We start from the raw sequence: 5,863 nt of genomic DNA on the forward strand, positions 1-5,863 counted from the left end.
AAAGATTCTCTTGCTAATGGTGAAATTGGAATCTTCTATCTCAACGGCAATACTTACATCAAGGAATTACACGATGAACCAGATGGTGTTTATCTGATCTCTTTAAATCAAAATCACCTGTACTAAATGCCTTATAATACATCCAGGTCAGCACACTTTCTGTTTTATGTCCTGGATTTCCATCTGTGATCATTTTAATCGATGTAAACACATTAAATCCACCAATGGTGAGCATTACCAGTGCAAACAGGATCGTTCCTTTTATGGAAGGAATTGTCACATAGATAAATTTGGCAATGGTTCCGGCACCATCTAATGCTGCAGACTCATATAAGTCCCTTGGAACAGTCTGTAAAGCAGCTAAAAAGACTACCATATTCCAGCCGATTCCCTTCCAGGTTCCCAAAAGCATTGCAACGCTCATGCCGCCCCACCGACTGTCCAGCCAATGGATGTTTCCACTGGTCAAATGTATTACTTTGGTAAGAAAATAGTTCAGCAATCCTTCCGTGTTAAAAACATACTTGAACACTAAGGATGCAATTACCCATGAAGTAATAACGGGAAGGTAATATGCCACTCGATAACTAATGGAAAATTTATTAATATTGTTTATGAGCATTGCGATCAGAAGTCCAAGTATCATTTGTGCTGGTACTGTTACCAATGTATACACAATGGAATTCGAAAATGCCAGGTGAAAATATGGATCCGTTAAAACCTCTTTATAATTGGCAAATCCGATGAACTCCTGATCAAACATAGAGCCAAAATCCCATTTGAAAAAGCTTGTGATAAATAATTTTACGATTGGATAAATGGTAAAGAATCCAAAAATCAAAATACCTGGAAGGAGAAGAAATCCAATCTGGAGACTGTGAGAAAAAGTCTGTAAATAAGATTCTTCTATGATATGCAAGGGTGGTGAGCTTACAGTTTGAGCAATTCACCCTTGTTTTATCTTTGATGTTACAGTTCCGTATATTTTGCAGCACTACCTTTTGCTTTTTCTACCGGATATTTTGCCTCATTCTGATCCATCTTCATATTTACGATCTCATCTGCATCCAGTCCCAACTTATCCAACAGATTTTGAGAATATATAAGTACATCTGCCAATTCTTCCTTCACATGTTGAAGATTGAAATTATCATCACACCACTGAAAGCACTCAAGAAGCTCTGCTGCTTCAATAACAATTGATTTTGCAAGATTTGCCGGTCCATGAAACTGATCCCAGTCTCTATCTTCTGAAAATTTTCTAATTCTATCTATTGTTTCTTTATTCAATTCCTCATACCTCTCTATTCTACGGCAGCTAATAATGCTTTTCGCAATTCTTCATCACAAGCATAAATAAACAATCCATTGACTCCTCTTGTCATAAGGACTCTTACTTCATGCCGGAGCAACTCTTCACCAAATTTCTTCTTTGTCCCATCTGACAAGGTACGTTTTCTGACAGCTTTTGTATTACAACTCGAATCTGGATCAAAGACAATTCTTCCATCCTTATATTTTACAGATGGACCTAGAATTACACCTGCATAATTCAGATCAAAACCTTGAATTGTAAATGTAGATCCTACCTCTCCGATTGTCTGTTTCTGCTCTGCCCACGCTAGTTTCTTATTATAACGTTTTTGTTTTGGAGACAATTCAGATTCCAGTTCTCTATTCCATGGCTTATGCCATCCATTGATAAGAACTTCCCAGTATTTACTCAGACGTTCAGTTGGATCGGTTTTGGCATTATATTCCCAGTCATATGTTGCAATCAAACGAGATAACGACGATTCCTCTTTGTCTGCTAATTTACATATTTCTTCATCCAGTTTTTCTGGCGAAGAAAAGATTCGAATACTATAGTCAATAGTAGGTTTCGGCAAGGGAAGTATCTCTTTTCTCTTTGTAAATCCATCTATCCAGTTTAACATTTCTTTCCCTGCATGCATTCTTAACTGGTTTTTAAGTACAATATAATTCTTATTCTTCTTGGCTTCTTCTCTGTATTTGTCAAGTATTTGTGACTCCCAAAATTGCTCCGTTGTTAGAATCTGATTCTCATCAAACATAACAACTGTTACCCTGGCGCGTTCAATTATATCCTGCAACTGATTATCACCACAATATGACTGTTTACCCTGTGTCCAAAGCAAATGAGCCTCATCAACAAAAGCTATATCTACTGGATTATTCGGAGAATGTGTATTTATAAATCGTGTTGGTTTAGAAACCACTTCTCCATATTTATCTGTTAAACCTAATTTTTCAGCGATCTGCTCATATACCGTAATTTGTTCATCATGATTAATGATCAGATTACATCTCAGATCATCCAAACCATTTTCCTCTGCCAGACAACATATTTCATAAAATGTGCTGCTGTTTAATACTGTTTTTCCAGTTCCTGCTTCGCCTTCTACAAAGATTAATTGACCTGCAGCACCTATGGATAAAGCCATTTTCACACGTTCAATTATTTTATCTCTTGCCTGTAACTGTTCCTTTGTTAACTTATGTAATGGCGATGCTTTAAAGATTGCAGAATCATGTATCATGCTTTCAGTTGGAAAAAGATCTTTATTATCTTTCCGAAGGCCTCTCCAGATTTTTGAAAAAATCCTGTCCAATTCCTCCATAGGATAATAATGATTCTGTGGATTTCCTCGAAGATTATGAACTTTTCTTACCTTAGGTACACTGAGCATATAATGCATCAAACGATTTTCAACATCTAATGTCATAGACTTGTTAAAATGTTCATGACCGATAATATACAAGGCCGCAGATTTTCCTGTTATTCTGTTTTGCCAGGAATTTGCATTATAAAGTCCGGTCTCATAATGCTGTCTTGTACGTTGAATCACATTATTTGATTCTCCTATGTACACCTCATACTCATCAGATTCTTTCCAATTATGGATATATACAGTTGGATACGAAGTTATTATTTCCTGTACGTTTTCATCCGAATAAGAGCATAAATCCTCTTCAAATATTTTTAATGACTCAGGTGTATCATCTATTTTACGAATGATTGGTTTTGCAACCTCCATTTTACTGCTCCTCTTCTTTACATGTTTATAAGTCTTTTACAAATTCCACTGCATATTGGATATCTTTATCATCTGGATGTCCTTTTGCAATACCTCCGACCAGTTTGAACGGACCAAATGTATCGTATCCTTTGCATCCAAATTTACCCTCTACGCTGGCATGTTTTTTGTTCAAAATCTGCTCTATGGATTTATAATTCGCACTTCCACCATAAGTACAGATCAGGAAGACCTTTTTGTCATCTGGTAAATTCTTTTCAGCAAATTTCAACATCGACTGATGAAACTTTGAAAAATAGATTCCTGATGCAAACCCGATCATATCATAACTGCTCAGATCTGCATCTGACTGTTTTACTGCATCAATCAAATCTACCTGACACTCTTCTGCTATGCTTTTTACTATTTTTTCTGTATTTCCATGATGCACCGATGCATATACGATTGCTTTTCTCATATCTACCCTTTCTGTCAGTTCAACAATAAAATTATACCATCATTTGTTAGTTTGTAAATCTGTGTCATTACAAGCAATCAACTCAAAATGATTTCGATTTGTTTTTATAAAGCCTTCTTTTTGTAACTTTGATATCTCCGTAGACATTGCTGCACGATCAATACAAAGATAATCTGCCAACTGCTGCCGATCAAAGGGAATATCAAAAGATAACGACGAATGTCTGATGGATTCTGCCGACAGATATGACAATAGTTTATCCCTTGTTGTTCGTTTGCCAACATGTGTAATCTTATCGTTTAGGATCAGTATCTTATTTGCCAGAACACTGACCAGGTTACGGATCAACTTCTGATGATGCTCACATGCAGTTGGACAAGTGACCAGCAACCTCTGGACATTTAGAAAAATAATCTCACAATCCTCATCAGCTACCACACTGATATTCAAAACAGCCCCCGGTCTTGCTGCATATGGTTCTCCAAAAAAATCTCCGGCATGACATTTCGACAGAATATTCCGATGTCCCCAGAGGTCTTCCTGAATAACAAGAACACAGCCTGACGCCGCAAGCCCCATTAACTCGGTAGAATCTCCTGCTCTGAAAATAGATGAATCCCGTTCTTTTGAAATTACTGTTGCATTTACACAATGCAATATGGATAATATCTCGTTATCATTAAGACCTTTAAAAAATGGGCTACTTCTTAGAATAGGTAAATATTTTTCCAAAATCGTTCCTCCTGTTTGAAATCAAACATACAAGTTGTATTTATCATACTATACTTTTAGCAGAAACAAAAGGTAAATACTATAAACGGAGGATTAAAAAATGTTTTATTTTCAATGTGAACAGACAGAGGGAAAAGGAATCAACATCTATACTCATGGTGAAATTGATGATGAGAAGAAAGATTTCACACCGGTTATTGAAAAAGCACTGGAACTGGAAGAAATCGGTGGTCTGCCTGTTCAATCGTCACCAGTCTGTGTGCAATGGTTACTATGGTTTTTTCTTTTGTAAGTTCCGATATAGCTGCCTGGATCAGATGTTCATTTTCCGGGTCTACACTGGCTGTTGCTTCATCCAGTATAATAATTGGTGCATCTTTTAGAATCGCTCTTGCGATGGAAATGCGCTGTTTTTCTCCACCGGACAGCCGTTTTCCTGCTTCCACTGGTGGTATTTCTTTGTGTTAGTTTTATCTGACCTTTTCTATTATCTTAACATGAGAATCGAGCATTATCCAGACCTGAACGGACGGCAATAATCCATTTAGACAAAAATAAAGTTCCAGACTTATTATCTGAAACTTTATTATAAATCCAGCATCATTGCATTACTTCACACAACGGAAATATACCATAGAACCGTCAACATGGATATCCATTTCTTTATATAGTTTTTGAAGGATATCTCTCAGCTCTTTCTCCGTCTGAAACGGTGGAGAAAACCACCCTTTCTTTGCAAGAATATTTTTTACCAGCCAATCTGTCCGTTTCGATTTTCCCCTGATATAAAAACAGGCAATGAAATTGCCGCCTGGTTTCAAAACACGCCATATTTCATGAAATGCTTTTTGCTTGTCAGGAAATGCATGAAAACCATTCATACTGACAACGGTATCAACAGATTCATTCTCCATTTGCAGATTCCCCACATCACCCTGAATACATTTGATATGTGCATGACTGCCAAGTCTTTTTCTGGCTTGATCAAGCATATCTATGCTGTAATCAAGGCAAGTAATATGTGCATTTTTCAGCGAACTCCATTTGTTTTCCGTAAATACAGCAGTTCCAACCGGAACATCAAGAAGATTTCCTGAAAAGTCATCAGGAACATATGCTAAAACTTTTCGTGCTATATCATTATCATCAGTGCCACTCCAAAATAACTTAATATACAGTTTGCTGAAAATATTTCTTTGCGTAAGAACATCGTCATATATATTTTTTGATGTTTCATAGGCATTTTGTATTTTGTCTGCCATATTACCCTCCAAATTTAATTCTAAAAGCTTAAAACTATCGTTCTCTAATCTTCCTGACATTACGATTCATGAGATGTCTTCCAATATGTCTATAAGCAAATGCTTTAAAGGCTGAAATTTCTTGATGATGTTCCTTCAACAGTTCATCTGGACAATCATAAACACCAAAATCCTGATTGATTCCTTCGCTCTGAATATAAGTATTGTTCCTATCAAATTCAATAATGAGATTTCTGAAATCCTTGACTGCTACTCCATAACCGCAAAATGCACCTTTACATTCCGGATTTCGTTCCTGTAACTTCTTTATATAGGTTTTATCCAAAATGAAAGCTTCCAGTTCATACCACTGA

6 protein-coding genes and 3 pseudogenes are annotated in these 5,863 nt (G+C 36.5%); 1 reads left to right on the forward strand and 8 read right to left on the reverse strand.

The window, feature by feature from the left end; all coding sequences use genetic code 11:
* Window positions 1-57: 57 nt before the first annotated feature.
* Complete coding sequence (locus I2D69_RS21305; RefSeq protein ID WP_347708407.1) at window positions 58-126, forward strand: hypothetical protein; 69 nt, start codon at window positions 58-60, stop codon at window positions 124-126.
* Between the two features lie 64 nt (window positions 127-190).
* Here the strand turns inward: I2D69_RS21305 and I2D69_RS19320 are convergent.
* From I2D69_RS19320 to I2D69_RS19355, 8 genes and pseudogenes are all read right to left on the reverse strand, one after another.
* Window positions 191-763: pseudogene (locus I2D69_RS19320) on the reverse strand (sugar ABC transporter permease); the annotation flags it as partial.
* A 206-nt stretch (window positions 764-969) separates the two neighbouring features.
* Complete coding sequence (locus I2D69_RS19325; protein ID WP_148463785.1) at window positions 970-1,290, reverse strand: nucleotide pyrophosphohydrolase; 321 nt, start codon at window positions 1,288-1,290, stop codon at window positions 970-972.
* Window positions 1,291-1,304: 14 nt separating this feature from the next.
* Window positions 1,305-3,059, reverse strand: coding sequence for a DUF2075 domain-containing protein (locus tag I2D69_RS19330; protein WP_173772872.1), 1,755 nt, complete (start codon window positions 3,057-3,059; stop codon window positions 1,305-1,307).
* 25 nt (window positions 3,060-3,084) lie between these two features.
* Window positions 3,085-3,516, reverse strand: a complete 432-nt coding sequence (locus I2D69_RS19335; RefSeq protein WP_148463783.1) for a flavodoxin family protein — start codon at window positions 3,514-3,516, stop codon at window positions 3,085-3,087.
* A 39-nt stretch (window positions 3,517-3,555) separates the two neighbouring features.
* Complete coding sequence (locus I2D69_RS19340) at window positions 3,556-4,248, reverse strand: Crp/Fnr family transcriptional regulator (RefSeq protein WP_195380402.1); 693 nt, start codon at window positions 4,246-4,248, stop codon at window positions 3,556-3,558.
* A gap of 230 nt (window positions 4,249-4,478) precedes the next feature.
* Window positions 4,479-4,691, reverse strand: a pseudogene (locus tag I2D69_RS19345) (ATP-binding cassette domain-containing protein); the annotation flags it as partial.
* 165 nt (window positions 4,692-4,856) lie between these two features.
* Window positions 4,857-5,510 carry a class I SAM-dependent methyltransferase gene (locus I2D69_RS19350; protein WP_148463781.1) on the reverse strand — a complete coding sequence of 218 codons (654 nt, stop codon included), beginning with the start codon at window positions 5,508-5,510 and terminating at the stop codon, window positions 4,857-4,859.
* Between the two features lie 34 nt (window positions 5,511-5,544).
* Window positions 5,545-5,863, reverse strand: a pseudogene (locus tag I2D69_RS19355) (transglutaminase); the annotation flags it as partial.

This window comes from Ruminococcus sp. D54t1_190329_F1 (assembly GCF_015551645.1).
Taxonomy (GTDB): Bacteria; Bacillota; Clostridia; order Lachnospirales; family Lachnospiraceae; genus Blautia_A; species Blautia_A faecis.